Source organism: Akkermansia muciniphila, from assembly GCF_018709685.1.
Classification (GTDB): domain Bacteria; phylum Verrucomicrobiota; class Verrucomicrobiia; order Verrucomicrobiales; family Akkermansiaceae; genus Akkermansia; species Akkermansia muciniphila_E.
Genome location: NZ_JABDHQ010000007.1, coordinates 130,034 through 145,850 on the forward strand (window position 1 = coordinate 130,034; position 15,817 = coordinate 145,850).

The window sequence follows — 15,817 nt, forward strand, 5'->3', positions numbered from 1 at the left end:
ATGAAGAGCTGCTAGCGGGCGGCGGGACCGTTCCGGAAGATTTCCTCCCACTGGCGGACGACGTGTTCCCGCGTGAATTTCCGGCTTTTGGCGGCGGCCTCCCGCGCCATGGCGTGCAGAACGTCCGGGCACTGCATCAGCCCGGCGGCCAGTTCCGCCATCTGCTGCGCCTGGAAGCCGTTGTCCGCGGGCAGGATGCAGCCGTTTTTCCCGTGCTCCACCAAGTCATAGGCGGCGGAAAAACTCCCGTAGACGACGGGCACGACGCCGAAGGACATGCCCTCCACCACGGCGAGCGGAAGCCCCTCGTATTCCGAGGCCAGGAGGAGCAGGGACGCCTGTTCGTAATAGGGGGCCGGGTCCTGGAAGCCCTCAAAGGAGACGTGTTCCAGGCGGTGTTCCGCGCAGAATGCCTGAAGGGCCTCCTTTTCCGGGCCGTCCCCCACCAGGCGGAGGGTCCAGTCCGGGAAGCGGGGTTCCAGCAGGGCCCACGTTTCCAGCACGCGGGAGACTCTTTTCTGGTTGGGTTCCAGCCGCCCCACAAAGAGAACCTCTTTCTTCTTGAAGGCCGGATCATGGCGGAATTCCCGGTTTTCCACGGTGACGGGGTTGGGGACAGTCAGGAGCTTTCCGGTATTCTTCAGTCCGGTGATGTTCCGGAAAGCCCGGTGGAAGCTGTCGGAAAGCAGGATGTAACGGTCGCTGTGCGCATAAACGTAACGCAGGCTGGCCCCGGTAGCCATGGCGCCGCCTTTCAGCAGTAGGCGCAGAAACGCCTTTTTTACCGGGTTCCCCGTCCGGGCCATGTGCATCCGGAGGCCTTCCAGCCTCTTGTTGCAGTCCGGCGCGTTGTGGTGCACGGCCAGCAGAAGGCAGGGGAGGCCCTGCATGGCCTTCCGGCACAGGCGGGTAACGTGGAAGGGCAGGCACCACTGGTTGATGATGACGTTGATGCGGCGGGAGGAAAGGATGTCCCGGAGGGCGTCCCGGTTGGCCCGGCCGGAGACGGGGTAGCTTAAGCGGTGCAGGGTGACCCGGCTGTCCAGCGCGGGAGAGGGCGTCTCCGCCGCCTGCTCAAAGGAGGCTACATGAACCTCATGCCCCCGTGCGGAAAACTCATTCGCCAGGATGGTGGTGACGGTCTCCACGCCGCCGATGGAGGGGAATTTCCCAAGCAGGAAGAGGATGTTCATGACAGGTCAAGAAAGTCTGGTTTGGGTTCCCGCCCCAGCAGGTAGCCGTACAGGCGTTTCATGCTGGCGGCCACATGGGGGGAGGCATACGTTTCCATGATGAGGGAGCGGCCCCGTTCCCCCATGGCGCGGTTCTCCTCCGGCGTGAGGCTGAGTGCCTCTTCCAGCGCGGCGGCCAGGGAGGCGGTCCCGTTGCCGCGCCACCAGCCGCACCGGCGCGTGCGGAGCTCCTCCCACGGGGTGCCCGTGCCTGCGATGACGGGCGTTCCCGCCAGCAGCCCTTCCGCAATGCTCATGCCGAAGTTTTCCTGGTGGCTGGGGGCACACAGGACGTGGAGGGAGGCGAGCAGTTCATACTTCTCCCTCCCCGCGGCGAATCCCGCGAACCGGATGCCTTCGCCTCCTTCCTCCGCGGCCAGCCGCTTCAGGTGCGCCACGTAATCCGCGGGGCCGTCGCCAATGAGGAGGAGTTCCCCGTTCCGGAGGTTGAGGGCTCCCCACGCCCGGATGAGGCTTTCCAGATTTTTAATGGGGTGGAAGCGGCCCAGGAACCCGGCGCGGAAGCGTTCCCCCGTGTTCCGCCGGATCTGGCTGATCCACGGGGGCACGGCCACCGGATTGGGAATAACTGCCACGGGGTTGGTAAAGCCCAGCCCGCGCAGGTGCCTTGCCTCTTCCCGGCAGGTGGCGTGGATGCAGTCCGCGCGGGACAGGTCCCGGCGGTGGCCCAGCGCCAGCATGAGTTTCTTCCTCCCGGGCTTGATGGCCAGGGCCTGGGGGTAAAGCATGCCGTGGGGGGAGACCACGCAGGGCTTGCCCGCCCTTCTGGCCTCCGCGCAGGTGGCGTGGTTCACGTCCAGCCACAGGCCGTTGGTGTGGTAAAGGTCGTAATCCTGCCAGTTTTCCAGCCAGCGGCGCAGGTTCCGGGAGATGCCCAGCGGGGTGCGCAGGTCATTGGGAACGGCGTGGATGAAGGCGCTTTCCTCCTCCGGGGCGCTCCCGGCGCTGTCCTCCACGGTGAGGACGTCCGTGCGGCAGCCCGCATCATTCAGGGCCCGGACCAACTCGCGGGTGCAGGCCGTGGTTCCCCCGGACCGGGAGGACATGGAGGCGATGGTATGCAGTATCTTCATGATTCCGTTCCGTTGAGCTGCGCCCAGGGAGCCGCGGGGCGGTTCCGTTCCCGTCCTTCCGTCCAGGCGGCGATCTGTTCCAGGTAATGCGCCGCGGCGGTTCCGCCGGCGTGCTGTTCCGCCCAGGCGGAGATGGCGTTCCGTTCCGCGGGGGTGAGGGGGCCTTTGGCCAGCCACTCCTGAAGGGCGCGAGGCAGGCTGTCCGGCAGCGCCGGGTCAAACGTGCCGCCCCGCAAATGGCCGTCCAGCAGGCTGGCGGCTCCGCACGCGGTGGAGCATAACACCCTCATTCCGGCCTGGAGGGCTTCATTCACCACAGCTCCCCATCCGTCAAACAGGCTGGGGAGGACGAGCAGGTCGCACCGGCGCATCAGCTCCCGCGTTTCCTCATTCCCCCGCGTGCCCAGCAGGGAAATCTGCGCGCAGCCCTCCGCCTCCAGGGCGGCCTGCTCCCTCAGGGGGCCGTCCCCCACCACATGGCAGCGGCGGAAGGCTCCGCTGCACTGCCGTGCGGCGCGGAGGAAGGGCAGAATGTTTTTGCGCGGGATAAGCTGGCCCACGAACAGAAGGTCCGGTTTTTCCCCAGAACCGGGGGCCTTGGCGGCGGAAGTATCCGGGGCTTCTGCGGCTTCCGTAAAATAGCCCCATTCAAAGATGGAATCCTCCGCGAACCCGGCGCGGCGGTAGCACTCCACGCCCAGCCTGCCCGTGGCCAGCAGGGCCGTTATTTTTTTTCCGTACCGGGCATGGAGAAGGCGGTACTTGAGGGCCCTCAGCGCGCCGCGCCACCCCTGGCGGCGGTAGGGTTCCGCGTACACCATGATTTTCAGGCCGCTGCGGACGGCCTGTTTAAAGGCCGCGTACACCATGGGATAGGTGTTGATGCCGGAAAATACATGGATGGCGGCGGGATGGGCGCGTACGGTTTCCTCCGCCTCCCAGGGGGAGGGGGAAAGGAGGACGCGGGCATTCCCCATGTCCGGCACCGCCCAGCCGCTGGCGCGCCGCTCCCCTTCAAAATCCGTTTGAACCGCCAGCAGGACGTCATGTTCCCGCGCCAGCGCCTTAATCAGGGCTGACTGGTGAATGCTGAGCATGTTTTGCCAGAAGACGAATTCCATGGTGTTATTTTCCTCCATTGGGAAGGTTGCGGCAGGCATAGGCCCCGCCGATGGTGGCCCAGAAGACGGCGGACAGTCCGGAGCCGGCGGCAAAGACGTACCCCTCCGCGACCATGTGGACGGAGAAGAGGGCCAGCGCCGCCTGCGCCGCTGAAATGGGCGGAGAGCCGGGCGTGCGGAACGGACGCTTGAGCAGGTTGCCGAACAGGATGAACAGGAAAGGGACGCCGCCCAGCAGGCCCGTCATGGCGAAGACGGCCCCGTAGGACGTGCCCGGCTCAATGATTCCGGTGACCAAGGACTGCTTGAATGAAATGATTTTCTGGGAGGCGAAGCCCACGCCGAACAGGGGGGAGGAGAGGAATTCGTTCTCCCGGTCCTGCCACAGGTGGGAGCGGGAGGATATGGCGCTGCCCATGCCTACGTTGGCCTGCTGCTTGGCAAGCGTATTGGCGCCGAAGTGCTGGACGAAAGGCACCAGGACAATTCCCAGGAAGAACAGGGCCAGCAGCGCCCTGAAGAGTTTTTTGGGGGAGTGCCTGAAGTACATGAAGAAGACGTAGGCCGTCCCCATCAGGGTGGCTACCAGGGCGGAGCGGGAGGCGGAGAGCAGGATGGAGCCCAGGCAGGCGACCATCAGGCCCAGGCGGATATAAAGTTCTTTTTTGCCGGAATGCCGGTTTTCCATGTGGATGACGATCAGGTAAACCAGCCCCAGCCCCGCGAGCAGCCCCAGCGTGATGGATTGCCAGACCAGGCCCCCGAAGAGGCCCGCCACATTGATCATCCCGCTGGCATTATGGCGCATGTAGTTGATCCCCAGAAAGTAGCCGATGAAGGAGCCTGCGCCGATGAAGACGCAGAAGCGCATGAGCCACAGAAACAGGTTCAGGCGGAAGACGTTCAAGGGGCGGGAGGCGGTCAGGGGGGTGAGCGCCAGCAGGAGGATGAGGAAATAACCCAGGCGGTACCAGGGCTTGAAAATGGCGGGCGGGTGGTTGAACACCAGGCTCAGGACGCAGGCTGCCGCCATCAGCACCAGCGCCAGGCTGGTCTTCTTCGCCTTTGCCACGCACACGGCGGCGCCCGCCGCCAGCATCACCGGGTACAGGGGGGAAAGAAAGGAGACGGCCCCCGTCATGGTGGCGGCAATCGCCACCATGGCCGCGAAGGACCATGTTCCGTTTTTTCTGATGTACTGGAGAAGGGGGGCCATGTGGTTCAGGAATGGGAAGTCATGCGGAGCGGGTAATTCACGGCTGGTAGCCCAGCAGGGCCAGTTGCGGCAGCAGGGCGGACAGGCGCGCCTCCCACGGGGCGTGCCGGAGCGCTGCCCGGTAGTTCCTGTCCACCAGGTCCTGGTAGGAGGAGATGTCCGTTAAAAGGCGGGTGATCTGTTCCTGGGCGTTCCGTTCGCTCACTTCCATGACGGGATTATACCCCAGCAGGTCAACCAGCTCCTGCGGGGCCCTGCCTGCCGGGAGCGTGCGGGACAGCATGCATTCCCAGTAGCGCTGGGTGAGGGTTTCCACCTCTCCGGCCATGTCCGGGTGCGTATCGCACCGGGGATAGGAGACGGTGATTTTTGCGGAGGCCAGCCCTTCGCAGAGGGAGCGGAAATCCGGGAACAGGAGGGGGCCCTCTGCGGCGGGGAACAGATGGGTCCATTCCGGATGCTCCCGGCAGGCCCGGACGGCCGCCCGGTGGAAGAAAGGCATCTGCCTGCCGAGTTCCAGAAGGTCAACGGGCCTTTCCCGGAGGTCCTTTCCGGGCAGGTAGCCCGCGGGGTCAATGCCTTCCGGAACGTGGACGGCACGGACACGGGGCAGTTCCTTCCGGACGTATTCGCAGACGCGGGAAGAGGTGCACAGGAAGGTGCGGACATGGTGCCGCTTCAGGGAGGAGATAAGGCGCGGCCAGTACCGGGGCCACACGTCCCACAGCATGGGCACGATTTCATGCGTATAGGCGTACGGCCACGCGAAGGAGTCCGGATAGCCCGCGCCGGGGACCAGCAGGGCCGGCCGCCGGGAGGAGAGCAGGGGCAGGCCCGCGGAGAGCTTCAGCCGGGCAATCGTCAGGAGCGCGGGCCACGGTACGGCGCGCCTGCGTTTCACGCCGCCCCCTGCGGCCTGCCACGCCCGGGCAAACCAGTCCATGAAGAACTGGTGGTTCCCCTTTTTCCTGACAGGTTCCAGCAGAAGAAGCTTTTTCATGCGTTTCCCTCCTTGAGCGTCTCGTTCCATTCGCGGATGATCCGTTCCAGCGTAAAGCGCGGTTCCTGCTCCCGCGCTTTCCGGGCGTACGGGGCCAGGTCCTCCGCGGCCATGGAGAGCATGGCGGCGCACAGGGCGTGGCTGTCTCCGGCGGGGAACAGGCGGCCCGCCCCGCTGTCACGGATGAGTTCCCGGCAGATGGGGATGTCCGCGGCCAGGACCGGAAGGCCGCAGCCCATGGCCTCAATCTGCACGAGGCCGAAGCCCTCGCACCGGGAGGGGAACAGCAGAACGGCATGTTTGGGGTATTCCCGCTCCATGGCTCCGCAGCTGCCGTGCAGGCGCACGCGGGCTTGCAGGCCGCGGTTCCGGATGAATTCCTCCATCCACGGGCGCAGCGGGCCTTCCCCGTACACGTGCAGGTTCCATTCCCCGTTCCGGCGGGAGAATTCCTCAAACGCCTCCAGGGCCAGGTCCGCTCCCTTGTGGGAGGAGAGGGAGCCTGCAAAGACGAACGTCTTTGACGTCAGGGAGGAATGCTCCGTGGCCGTGAAGCTGGCCGGGTTGTAAATGCGGCGCGTCTTCAGCCGGTGCTGCGTTTCAAAGCTCTCCCGGTCGTGGTCTGACAGGACGATGATCTGGTCAAAACGGCGGTAGAACCGCTGGAGCGCGTGGCGGAAGTAACGGGCGAAATGGGGCCCCTTGAACCCGAAGTAGTCTTCATACGCCGCATGGGACCAGGAGATGGTCCTGGTGCCGGGGGAAAGATGCGGCTGGACCAGGGCCAGCAGGAGTGAGTCTTCAAATCCGGAGCCGAACACGACGGCGTCATACCTCTGGCTGTTGATATGCCCGGCGAGGCGTTTTTTAAAGGCGCGCGTGTACCGCAGGAGGGCGTACGCGCGGGCTCCGGCGCAGGAGGAGAACAGCGGGGTGCGGGTGACCAGCCTGTCCGCCGCGGAACGCCTTATCTTCTCGTAAAGATTCATTTCATGGTGGAAAAAGCGTATCCTGTCCAGGTCCAGCCCGTACGCGTTTTCCAGCGGGGGCTGTCTCAGGCAGTACACGCTGAGGTCATGTTCCCGGGCCAGAGCGTTCATGACGCGCGTCAGCACGCGGGAGACTCCCCCCACGCCGAAACGTTCCCAGGCGATGAAACAGATCTTCATGAATATAAGGAAAGGATGGTGGAAAGAGAAGGGGAGCGGTTCATCTGGACGTTCCCGCCAGCGTGGAGAGCAGGTCTTCCCACAGGCCGGTGATGCGGGACTTGCTGAATTTCCGGCTGCTCCGGAAGCAGGCCGCTGACATGGCCTCCCTTTTCCCGCTGTTCCTCATGAGGTCCAGGAGCCGGGCGGCGTACTGCTCCAGGTCAAAGGGCGGGACCAGGATGCCCGTGCGGTCCGGGTCAATGATGTCCCGCACGGCGGTGAAGGATTCAAAGGCCATGGGGACGCAGCCGTGCTGCATGCCTTCAATCAGGACCATGCCGAAGCCCTCAAACGTGGAGGTCATGCACAGGATGGAGGCCCTGCGGTAGTATTCCTCCGGGTGGTCGGAAGCGCCTTCAAAGGAGTAATTGGCGCAGCCGCATTCCTCCGCCAGCCCGGTGAGGAATTCCCGGTCCGGCCCGTCCCCTACGATACGGAGGAACCAGCCCGGTTCCCGGTGGCAGACCGCGCTCCATATCTTCAGCAGGCGGTCCACGCCCTTCACGGGATTGTCCAGCCTCCCCACAAACAGGACTTCCTTCTCTTTTGCGGCAGGGATGCTTTCGTTTTCAAAGGAATTCATGTTCGGGATGGCGGTGATCTTCTCCCGGCGGACTCCCGGCAGGAAGGCGTAAAAATCCTTCCTGAAAGAATCGGACAGGACGACGAAGGCGTCCGCGTGCGCGATGCGGAGGTAGAAATTCCTGCGCCACGTGAGGCCGTAGTACATTCTTTTCAGGAAAGGCGCGCGGAGGCGCCCCCGGATGTCCGAGTGGTGCATGTCGACAATGACTGGGGGTTTTCCCGGAAAAGCTTCCAGAAGGCGTTTTTTTCCGGCCATGCCGGGGAAAAGGGCCCAGGCCCCCAGCAGTTCCCCGTCATGGATGATGACGTCCGGCGCCAGTTCCGCCATGACCTGCCGGAAGCCCTGCTGCCGCTGCTCCCTGGCCCCGGCGGGCGGCGTGGGCAGTATCTTCTGAATGGCTGAAAAGGGCGCGTAAGGGGCGTTCCGGTACCAGCTCACGACCGTGCATTCGTGCCCGCGGTCCTGCAATTCATGAATCAGGTTGCACATGGTGCGTTCCACCCCGCCGCAGGAGGGGTTAAGCGTGCCCATGAAACAAAAGAGAATCTTCATTGGAGTATTGGCTGGTTAACGCTGGAACAGGGAGTTCCATTCCCGGACGACGCACGCCGGGGAGAAGAGGGAGGCATGCTGAAGCCCGGCCTGCGCCATGGCGGCGCAGAGGGGGGCGTCCTGCATGAGGCGGATGAGCTGGCGCGCGTACTCCTCCTCGTCAAAGGGGAGAACCAGGATGCCCGTGCGGTCCGGAATAACGAGGTCGCGCACGGCGGCGTAGCTGTTGAAGGCCATGGGGACGCAGCCGTTCTGCATGGCTTCCGGCAGTACCAGCCCGAAGCCCTCAAAGGTGGAGGCCAGGCATAAGATGGAGGAACGCCGGTAATAGGGGGCCGGATTCCGGAAGCCCTCAAAGGAGACGCCGGACAAGTTCAGTTCCCGGGCCAGCTCCTTCAGGCGGGCGGCGTCCGGGCCGTCGCCCACGATGTCCAGGCGCCAGTCCGGCAGGGCCTTTCCGGCGCGGGCCCATATCCTCAGCAGCCTGTCCACGCCCTTGACGGAGTTGTCCAGCCTGCCGACGAAGAGGACGCGTTTTTCCTTTTCCTGCGGTGCGGGCGCGTCTTCAAGCAGGGGGAGAGCGTTCGGAATGGCCGCCAGTTTTTCCGCGGGGGTGCGGGGGGCCAGAAGACGGAACTCCTCCATGCCGCCGCTGGAAAGAGTGACGATGTGGTCATAATTGGCCGCGAGGTCCCGGAACAGGCTCTTTTGCAGGCGCCACGCCCGCCGCCGCTTGACGGGAAGCACCAGGGCGTTGAACAGGAGGTTCCGCAGTTTCCCCGGGAACGTGCGTGCGCCTCGGCGCTTGTGGACAAGACGGTAATAACGGAGGGAGGAATACTGGGAGCTATGCTGTACGGCAACCAGCTTCAGGGAATCCTCCTTCATTTGGGCGCGGCTGCTGAAGATGCCCCAGCGGCCGGTGATGCCCCCCTCCGTCTGGTCAATGAGGACGTCCGTCTTTTCCTCCCACAGCAATTTCCGCAGGTAATCCTGCTCCTCCCGGCGGGAAAGGCCCGGAGGCAGGAAAGTCAGGGGAACGGGCGGGAAATACGTTTCCCCCAGCCTGTTTTTCTCACGGCAAAGCAGCAGGACGCGGTGCCCGGCGTCACGCAGCATTTCAGCCAGGCCATGGGTGGCGCGCTCCATGCCGCCCTGCTTGCCCAGAGGTTCGCTTGGGAGATAGATGACGATGTTGCTCATGGTTGTTCTTGCAGGCATTCCAGCCATTGGGGAATGACTTTTTCCGGCTGGTAATGGGTTAATACGTCCGTGCGGGGAGGCACGTGGGGGCCGCTCATCAGGTCATCCAGCTCCCGGGCGAACAGGCGCAGGCTGAAGGGAGGGATGAGCCGGCCCGTCTCCCGGTCTGGCAGCATTTCCGCGGCGGCGTGGAAACTGTTGAAGGCAACGGGGATGCAGCCATGGGAAAGAGCCTCGTTAATCACCATGGGCATGCCTTCATGCGTGGAGGTGAGGCACAGGATTCTGGCCTTCCTGTAATAGGAGGCCGGGTCCCGGACGCCTTCAAAATGGACGTTTTCCAGTTTCAGCCGCGCCGCCAGCCGTTCCAGGGCGCCGCGTTCCGGGCCGTCCCCCAGCAGGTACAGGCTCCAGTCCGGATGCCGGGGGTGGACTCTCTTCCAGACGTTCAGCAGGCGGTCTACCTTCTTGGGGGAATCCACCAGCCGCCCTACGTAAAGGACGGCATTTTCCTTGCGGCAGGGGCCGGTTTCCACAGGCTCATAAGTCAGCAGGTTGGGGATGGAGTACAGCCGCGCCCTTTCCGGCGCTCCGGCCAGTTGAAGGGCATCCTGCGCATAACGGCTGGAAAGGAAGACCACCTTGTCGGAGCCGCGGAACATGTCCCGGTATTTCTTCCTCTTGGCGCTTACGGCCTGATATTTCCTGTACGGGAGGATGGCCCGGCGCAGCAGGGTTTTCACGGCATTGCCCCAGGTGCTGAAATCCTTCCGGAGCAGGGCGGAAAAGTAGTCCAGTCCGGTGCGGACGTCAAAGGAAATCCAGGAGACGATGGACGCCTGAACGGAAAGGCGCTCATGGCTGAAAAAGAAGGAGTCGTCCTGGTTGGCCCCGCAGTTGATGATGCAGTCAATCCCTTGTGCGGCGCACAGGGTTTCCACGTACTCCCTGTTTTCCGCGCAGGAGAGCGTGTCTGTCCGTGGGAGGTAAAAGTAGGGGGAGGCGGCCGGCAGGGAATCCGGCCGCCGGAGGGACAGGAAGGAAACCCGGTGGCCGTGCCGTGACAGGGCCTCCGCCAGAAGGTGCGCCGCCCGTTCCGTTCCCCCTGCATGGGGTAAAATGGGGTGGTCAAAGTAAAAGATCAGGTTCATGGCGGCGGAACGGAGGTGGAAACGGAAAAAGCGGGGGGAGGGAAGGAAGGTTACCGGGCTTTGAAAAAGTAATGGAGGGGATTGCGTGTGGAGGCGGCCTTGGACAGCAGGCGCGTGACGCCGTAATGCCAGGGGCAGGGGAGATGGTTCTTCCGGAAGGCCGCCCGGTTCTGCCGCGTATTGCGCAGGATGGCCCGCAGGCCCGCCGTGCTGGAACCGCCGGGGCGCATGAACACCATGTTGCGGTCCATGTAAGCCGTGGAGATGCGGTTCTTTTCAATGAAGCGGAGCATCAGTTCAAAATCCGCCGCGCTGCCGATGGAGGGGTCAAAGCCGCCGTAGCGGGTGAAGCATTCTTTTTTGCAGTAAAACGTGGGATGCGCCGGGCACCACCCGCGCTGGAAGGCGCCGGGGCGGTAGCCCGCGCCGCGCCACGTGCGGACGATTTTACGGGCTCCGTCAATGTAATGCAGATTGCCGTGGACGGCGTCCGCCCCGTGCCGGGCGAAGGCTTCCGCAATGGCCTTCAGAACGCCGTTGTCCTGGTAATAGTCATCCGCGTTCAGGAAGCCGATGACGTCCCCGGTGCTCATGCGGATGCCCTTGTTCATGGCGTCGTAAATGCCGTTGTCCGGTTCGGAAATCCATTTCAGCCGTCCGCGGAAGCGGTCTTCAAAGGCCTGGAGCATTTCCCTGGTGCCGTCCGTGCTGCCGCCGTCCACCACCAGGTATTCGTAATCGTTCCAGGACTGCGCGAGCACGCTCTCCAGGGTGTCCCGGAGAGTGGAGGCGCTATTGCGGCAGACGGTGACGACGGTGATCTTCATGTGGCGGGGCCTGGCGGGATTACAGGCGGAGTTTTTTCAGCATGCCGGCATGGTGGGCGTCCGTTCCCCACCACAGGTACAGGTTTTCCTTCCGGAACTGCCGGGCGACCGCTTGGCAGGTTTTTCCGTAAAGGCCGAACAGGGAACCTATATTCCCCTGGAAGCGGATGCCCCGTGAGGCCAGGGCGGCCAGTTCCTCCGGAGGCATGATCTTCCCGTACCGCTCCGGATGGGCCAGCACGGGAATGAATCCCCTGTCCCGGACCAGTTGGAGCATGTCCATCCACGCATTCGGCAGGCGGAACTGCGGAAGCTCCACGAGCAGGTGCGTGCCGTCATGGCTGAGCGGCTCCTCCTCCGTGAACATCCGCTCGAAGTTCTCGTCAAGCATGTACTCCGCCGAGAGCCGGAGGTCGAAATTCCGGTCCGGCAGGGAGTCCAGAAGCTCCCGGAAGCGGGCTTTCAGGCTGGCCGGGGTGTTGGAGGGGTAGCGGCTGATGATGTGGGGGGTGCAGTACGCGCCCCGGAATCCCCTGGCTTTCAGCAGGGAAATGATGTCCCTGCTGTCCTGGAGGGTGTGCGCCCCGTCGTCCACGCCCCACAGCAGGTGGCAGTGCATGTCCATTCCGTCAGGACAGAGTGCGGCGGTCTTGAGCCTGGGTTGGAAGAGGGAGGAAAACAAGGCTGGGAGATCAGGAATGAGCGTTCTTGGGGGTGTTGCCGTAGTGATAGCCGTAGCCGTAATAACTGTAGCTGCTGGCCTTGAAATCCACGGCGTTGATGATGAAGCCCAGATTGGGAAGCTGGCCGGAATCCGCAAGCTGCTGGACGGTGGAGATGTGCCGCTTGTCTATCCTGTTGCTGCGGATGACGTACAGGGAGATGTTCGCATGGCTGGCCAGGATGGCCGTGTCTGCAAGGATGCCGTACGGGGGGGAGTCAATGATGACGGCGTCATAGCGTTCCCTGAAGAGCCGGATGAGTTCCTCCATCTCCGGCAGGGAGAGCAGGGTGACGGGATTGGGAACCTGCGGTCCGGCGTACAGGATGTCCACCCCGGCGTGTTCCGGCAGGGTGCGGATGACGGAAAACGGGTCTTCCACCTTGCGCAGCAGGATAGTGCTCAGCCCTTTGCGTCCCTTGCCGTCCAACTGTTTGGACAGGGACGCCCTGCGCAGGTCTCCGTCAATAACCAGCACGCGTTTGCCGATGTTGGCAAAGGCCAGGGCCAGGTTCGCGGAGATGAAGGTTTTGCCTTCCCCCTGCATGGTGGAGGTAAGGAGGATGACGTGCCCCTGGTTCCGGGTGACTGGAAGCATGGAGTCCGCATTGTGGCACAGGATCTGGAAATACTCTGAAATGACGGAATGCTCATCCGTGAACATGCGGGCCACGTTCCTCTGCTCCTTCTTGGTCATGGCCGGGAGTTCCGCTACCACGGGAAGGTGGGTGAGGGCGTTCAGGTCCTTCCTGTTCTTCACCTTGTTGTTAAGCAGGGCTAGACCCAGGAACCCGAGGATGCAGGCAATGGCGCCTCCCGCGGCCGCGGTCAGCACGGATTTTCTGGTGTTGGGGGCGATGGGGGAGTCCGGGCCGTGGGCCGCCTCCAGCACGCGTGCGGAGGATTCCGTCAGGGCCAGCGTCAGGTCGTTTTCCAGCTCCTTGCTCAACAGCGTGAGGTAAAGTTCCTCCTTCACCCGGTGTTCACGGTCCAGGGGCGTCAGCTCCCGGGCTTTTCCGGAAGTGGCCGTGAGCCTTTTGCCGATGTTTTCACGCTTCTTGGTGAGCTCCTCAAGCTGGAGTTTCTGGTTATTGCGGAGATTGTCCAGGGAACGGGCCGCCGCGCTGCGGGTGGCGTCCATCTTCTTGGTCAGGGTAACCACAATGGGGTTCTGCCCCCCTGCGCTGCCGGCTACTTTCTGGTATTCCAGATAGGCGGTGTTATAGGCTTCAATCTGGCGGGAAACGCCGGAATCCGCAATGCCGGTATCCAGGGAAATGAGGCCCGCCTTCTGGTCCAGGGCATTCAGGCTTTCCTTCAGCCCGTCCGCCAGTTTCATCTGCGTCTGGAGCTCAAAGATGGAATTATCCAGGGTCTGGGCCGCATTGAAGTCTGCGGAAATGGACGCCTCCGTGTCTGCGATGATGTCATTCTTGATTTTAATATCATCCATTTTCTGGTCCACCTGCTTGAGGTCCGCGCCTACCTGCGCGCGCTGTTCCCGGATGAAATCTTTGGTTTTTACCGCGGTGGTGCGGCGTTCCGCCGTGGAATGGTCATTGTAAACCGCAATCAGCTTGTTCAGCGTATCGGCGGCTTTGGCCGGATTGGTGGAAGTCAGCGTCATTTGCAGGATGCTGGACTCCTTGGCGTCCGGGCGCATGACCGTAAAATTGGCAAGAAGCTGGTCCGCGGCGGCGTTCACGGGGGTACGGCGCACGGTGATGGTGGTGCCGGGGACGGCCTCCGTCATGTTGGACGTGGGGTAAACCGTAACCGTGGCGAAGGGAAGATGGATGGGGGTGTGGAAGGTGCCTTTCTCCTGGACAGGGTTGCCGTTGATGTCATGGTACGTCAGCACCAGGGAGTTGCCCTCCTGCAAGGTGACGTCCACGCTGCAGAAGCGGTTCTCCGCGATGCCGTCAAACGTGACGGTGATGGGGCTGTCCCTGTACAGGTCTATCTGGCGCAGGTCCTGCTGCTTCCAGTAGGAGACATTCAGCGCCAGGTCTTCCACCGTGCTCCGCATCACCGTGCTGGAGCGGAGGATGAAGCTTTCATTAGCCAGGTTGGCGGCTCCGGAATCCATGCCCAGGTCCACCTTGATGCGGTCTGAGGAGGACTCCTTGCTAGACTCCCTCATGATGACGCTGGCTGTTTTTTCAAAGATGTAATTCTGCTTCCCGGTCATGTAGTAGGCTATGCCGCCCCCGGCCAGGGCAAAGAGCAGAATCCAGTACCAGCGTCTGAGAAGAATGCCGGTGATGACATCCAGGGAAAGGGAGGACTCTGGTTCCTCGGCGGGCGGTGCGGCGGGGGGAGCAGAAGTATCTGGCATAAAAGAGGGAGCGGTCAAAAAAAGGTGCCGGCTTTCCACGGAACGGAAAGCCGGAGGGATGGGCAGGGTGCGGCTACAGGGCGCACAGGGCGACGATGCCGAGGATCAGGCCCAGGCCGGAAGCGGCCCAGCCGACATACTGGACAGTATCGCTGCGGGTGTTGATCTTGCGTTCGGCAGGCGTGACGTAAAGGGTGTCATTCTGCTGAATGTAGTAATAAGGGGACTGGAAGAGGTCCTTGCTGCGGAGGTCCACGGTGGCGATCTGGCGGCGGCCGTTGGTCTCCCGGATCAGGGTAATGTCCCGGTTGCCGTCAATGTTCAGGTCTCCGGCGCGGCTGATGGCTTCCAGAATCGTCAGGCGCTGGCCGTCCACGGTGTAGGTGCCGGGGGAGGCCACCTCGCCCAGGACGGAGAATTTGAAGTTGGTGATTTGAACGTTGACGGAGGCGTCGCTGATGTAATCCCTGTTCCTCAGGGTGGCGGCAATGTCATCTCCCAGCTGGGAGCAGGTCTTGCCGGCCGCCTTGATCTTGCCGATGACCGGAAGAACGATGTAGCCGTTTGAATCCACCAGGTAGCCCTTCCGGGAGGTGGCGCCCTGGCTGCCGGAGCCTATCTCCGAGACGGCGAAGGGAGCGGCCAGTTCAGGCTGCTTGCTGCTCACGGTGATGGAAAGCTGGTCATCCTTCTGGATGAGGGTCTGGTAATTCCCCTTGATCTTTTCATTCGTCTGTCCGGAGACGTCCTGGATATAGAGGACTTCCTTGGGGCTGACGCAGGAAGGGAGGAGAGAGGAAGCGGCCAGGACTGCGGAGCAGACGGCGGCTTTGCTAATGAGGTGGTGTATATTCATTGGTTGGAGAGAGGTTGGGTGAAGGGAGTCAGAAAGAGCGGTTGGGAGAGGGAGTGGAGGAAGGCATGGAAAGATCGTTATGAACCAGGGTTTGTCCCAGCTTGTTATGGAATGCCTCGTTGCACTGCTGGATTCCTTCACGGATCAGTACTGTGCGTGCCGTCTGGAAAATAAGGGAGATGTCCAGCTTCAGGTTGATGTTATGGACGTAAATCAGATCATAGCAGAGGCGGCGGTAGAAGGGGATGCCGTTGCGGCCATGGATCTGCGCCATGCCGGTGATGCCGGGACGCACGGAGCAGCGCCTCTGGCAGTAGCTGGGCGGGAAAGCGGCCATCTGGGAGGGAATCCAGGGCCGCGGGCCCACAAAAGCCATGTCGCCTTTCAGGATGTTGATTAACTGGGGAAGTTCGTCCAGGGAGGAGCTGCGGAGAAAACTCCCCAGCCGGAACACTCTCTGTTCATCAGGCAGAAGGTTGCCGTGTTCATCCTTTTCATCGGTCATCGTTTTGAATTTGATGATCTTGAACAGCCTTCCCCTGTACCCTACGCGCGTTTGCAGAAAAAACGGGGATTTCCCTGTAGAAAGTACAAGAAGTCCCGAAACGATCAGCAGCAGCGGAAGAAGGATAATGAGAGCAGTTCCGGCAATGAGGCTTCCAAGAAACGGTTTGCAGATATGCATGTACATAAGGGCCGCCGCAGAATT

At 62.6% G+C, this 15,817-nt stretch carries 14 protein-coding genes; all 14 read right to left on the reverse strand.

The window, feature by feature from the left end; all coding sequences use genetic code 11:
* Nucleotides 1-11: 11 nt before the first annotated feature.
* Entirely contained in the window at nucleotides 12-1,193 is a 1,182-nt protein-coding gene (locus HHJ06_RS06560) for a glycosyltransferase (protein WP_215428554.1), read from the reverse strand.
* Nucleotides 1,190-2,326, reverse strand: a complete 1,137-nt coding sequence (locus HHJ06_RS06565; protein WP_215428555.1) for a glycosyltransferase — start codon at nucleotides 2,324-2,326, stop codon at nucleotides 1,190-1,192. Before HHJ06_RS06565 ends, HHJ06_RS06560 begins: the two co-directional genes overlap by 4 nt.
* Nucleotides 2,323-3,447 (reverse strand): glycosyltransferase family 4 protein, encoded by a 1,125-nt coding sequence (locus HHJ06_RS06570; RefSeq protein ID WP_215428556.1) that lies wholly within the window; start codon nucleotides 3,445-3,447, stop codon nucleotides 2,323-2,325. The genes HHJ06_RS06565 and HHJ06_RS06570 overlap by 4 nt, the downstream gene beginning before the upstream one ends.
* Before the next feature lie 4 nt (nucleotides 3,448-3,451).
* Nucleotides 3,452-4,663 carry an O-antigen ligase family protein gene (locus tag HHJ06_RS06575; protein WP_215428557.1) on the reverse strand — a complete coding sequence of 404 codons (1,212 nt, stop codon included), beginning with the start codon at nucleotides 4,661-4,663 and terminating at the stop codon, nucleotides 3,452-3,454.
* A gap of 37 nt (nucleotides 4,664-4,700) precedes the next feature.
* Entirely contained in the window at nucleotides 4,701-5,663 is a 963-nt protein-coding gene (locus HHJ06_RS06580) for a hypothetical protein (protein WP_215428558.1), read from the reverse strand.
* Nucleotides 5,660-6,832 carry a glycosyltransferase gene (locus HHJ06_RS06585; protein ID WP_215428559.1) on the reverse strand — a complete coding sequence of 391 codons (1,173 nt, stop codon included), beginning with the start codon at nucleotides 6,830-6,832 and terminating at the stop codon, nucleotides 5,660-5,662. Before HHJ06_RS06585 ends, HHJ06_RS06580 begins: the two co-directional genes overlap by 4 nt.
* Before the next feature lie 40 nt (nucleotides 6,833-6,872).
* On the reverse strand, nucleotides 6,873-7,991 hold the full coding sequence (locus HHJ06_RS06590; RefSeq protein WP_215428560.1) for a glycosyltransferase: 1,119 nt from the start codon (nucleotides 7,989-7,991) through the stop codon (nucleotides 6,873-6,875).
* Between the two features lie 36 nt (nucleotides 7,992-8,027).
* On the reverse strand, nucleotides 8,028-9,215 hold the full coding sequence (locus tag HHJ06_RS06595) for a glycosyltransferase (protein WP_215428561.1): 1,188 nt from the start codon (nucleotides 9,213-9,215) through the stop codon (nucleotides 8,028-8,030).
* Nucleotides 9,212-10,366 (reverse strand): glycosyltransferase, encoded by a 1,155-nt coding sequence (locus HHJ06_RS06600; protein WP_215428562.1) that lies wholly within the window; start codon nucleotides 10,364-10,366, stop codon nucleotides 9,212-9,214. Before HHJ06_RS06600 ends, HHJ06_RS06595 begins: the two co-directional genes overlap by 4 nt.
* 50 nt (nucleotides 10,367-10,416) lie before the next feature.
* Complete coding sequence (locus HHJ06_RS06605) at nucleotides 10,417-11,193, reverse strand: glycosyltransferase family 2 protein (RefSeq protein WP_215428563.1); 777 nt, start codon at nucleotides 11,191-11,193, stop codon at nucleotides 10,417-10,419.
* A gap of 19 nt (nucleotides 11,194-11,212) precedes the next feature.
* A complete protein-coding gene (locus tag HHJ06_RS06610; RefSeq protein ID WP_215428564.1) occupies nucleotides 11,213-11,875 on the reverse strand; it encodes a tyrosine-protein phosphatase in 663 nt (220 codons plus the stop codon).
* 10 nt (nucleotides 11,876-11,885) lie between these two features.
* Complete coding sequence (locus tag HHJ06_RS06615; RefSeq protein ID WP_215428565.1) at nucleotides 11,886-14,252, reverse strand: GumC family protein; 2,367 nt, start codon at nucleotides 14,250-14,252, stop codon at nucleotides 11,886-11,888.
* Between the two features lie 73 nt (nucleotides 14,253-14,325).
* Nucleotides 14,326-15,108 carry a polysaccharide biosynthesis/export family protein gene (locus HHJ06_RS06620; protein WP_215428566.1) on the reverse strand — a complete coding sequence of 261 codons (783 nt, stop codon included), beginning with the start codon at nucleotides 15,106-15,108 and terminating at the stop codon, nucleotides 14,326-14,328.
* A 28-nt stretch (nucleotides 15,109-15,136) separates the two neighbouring features.
* Entirely contained in the window at nucleotides 15,137-15,799 is a 663-nt protein-coding gene (locus HHJ06_RS06625; protein WP_343206606.1) for a sugar transferase, read from the reverse strand.
* Nucleotides 15,800-15,817 lie beyond the last annotated feature (18 nt).

What these genes read in the sequence shown, in the direction of transcription:
- HHJ06_RS06560 (WP_215428554.1), bottom strand. Translation starts at nt 1,193, where the DNA reads ATGAACATCCTCTTCCTGCTTGGGAAATTCCCCTCCATCGGCGGCGTG.
- HHJ06_RS06565 (WP_215428555.1), bottom strand. Translation starts at nt 2,326, where the DNA reads ATGAAGATACTGCATACCATCGCCTCCATGTCCTCCCGGTCCGGGGGA.
- HHJ06_RS06570 (WP_215428556.1), bottom strand. Translation starts at nt 3,447, where the DNA reads ATGGAATTCGTCTTCTGGCAAAACATGCTCAGCATTCACCAGTCAGCC.
- HHJ06_RS06575 (WP_215428557.1), bottom strand. Translation starts at nt 4,663, where the DNA reads ATGGCCCCCCTTCTCCAGTACATCAGAAAAAACGGAACATGGTCCTTC.
- HHJ06_RS06580 (WP_215428558.1), bottom strand. Translation starts at nt 5,663, where the DNA reads ATGAAAAAGCTTCTTCTGCTGGAACCTGTCAGGAAAAAGGGGAACCAC.
- HHJ06_RS06585 (WP_215428559.1), bottom strand. Translation starts at nt 6,832, where the DNA reads ATGAAGATCTGTTTCATCGCCTGGGAACGTTTCGGCGTGGGGGGAGTC.
- HHJ06_RS06590 (WP_215428560.1), bottom strand. Translation starts at nt 7,991, where the DNA reads ATGGGCACGCTTAACCCCTCCTGCGGCGGGGTGGAACGCACCATGTGC.
- HHJ06_RS06595 (WP_215428561.1), bottom strand. Translation starts at nt 9,215, where the DNA reads ATGAGCAACATCGTCATCTATCTCCCAAGCGAACCTCTGGGCAAGCAG.
- HHJ06_RS06600 (WP_215428562.1), bottom strand. Translation starts at nt 10,366, where the DNA reads ATGAACCTGATCTTTTACTTTGACCACCCCATTTTACCCCATGCAGGG.
- HHJ06_RS06605 (WP_215428563.1), bottom strand. Translation starts at nt 11,193, where the DNA reads ATGAAGATCACCGTCGTCACCGTCTGCCGCAATAGCGCCTCCACTCTC.
- HHJ06_RS06615 (WP_215428565.1), bottom strand. Translation starts at nt 14,252, where the DNA reads ATGCCAGATACTTCTGCTCCCCCCGCCGCACCGCCCGCCGAGGAACCA.
- HHJ06_RS06620 (WP_215428566.1), bottom strand. Translation starts at nt 15,108, where the DNA reads ATGAATATACACCACCTCATTAGCAAAGCCGCCGTCTGCTCCGCAGTC.
- HHJ06_RS06625 (WP_343206606.1), bottom strand. Translation starts at nt 15,799, where the DNA reads ATGTACATGCATATCTGCAAACCGTTTCTTGGAAGCCTCATTGCCGGA.